Source organism: Arthrobacter sp. 10T419 (assembly GCF_056394105.1).
This window is the reverse complement of sequence record NZ_JBFTHF010000041.1, coordinates 1-476: the sequence shown is the minus strand read 5'-3', so window position 1 is coordinate 476 and position 476 is coordinate 1. Positions and strand designations below refer to the sequence as shown.

Here is a 476-nt window from a genome sequence, read left to right as displayed (position 1 = left end):
GCACGGCGAGTGGTTTCATAGCCTTCGGCAGTCGGTAAATGGCCGCGAAAAGAAAGAAACCGACCGCGAGCGCATACAGAAACCAATAGTGATAGATCGGCTTGTAGTAGATGGCCGCAAGCTGGCGAAGGCCCTGAAAGTCCGTAAATTCCGTGGTTTTACCGAGAGCGTAGCGGTAGGCGCCCTCAAATATGGACCAGATCACGTACGGGTAGACAATCGTCCCCATTTTGTCGATGACGAAATCGCTCGCTCCCCTCTTCGCCAAGCTGTGCTCTGCAAACATGCCGGATAGCATGAAGAACAGCGGCATGTGGAAGCTGTAGATAAGGCCGGTAAGCGCAAGGGCCACCTTGTCGGTGTAGAAGTACTGCGTAGAGTGACCGAGCACAACAAGCAGTATGCCGATGCCCTTGCCTCGGTCGATCCAGTCTGTTCTTTGCACTTGTAATGCCGCTGTGGGAGTCGTCCTGGGA

1 protein-coding gene is annotated in these 476 nt (G+C 54.4%); it reads right to left on the bottom strand.

The annotated features are described in order from the left end of the window. On the bottom strand, positions 1-445 hold a 445-nt coding region (locus AC1DBD_RS17780), incomplete at its 3' end, for an acyltransferase family protein (RefSeq protein WP_476982713.1). Positions 446-476 lie beyond the last annotated feature (31 nt).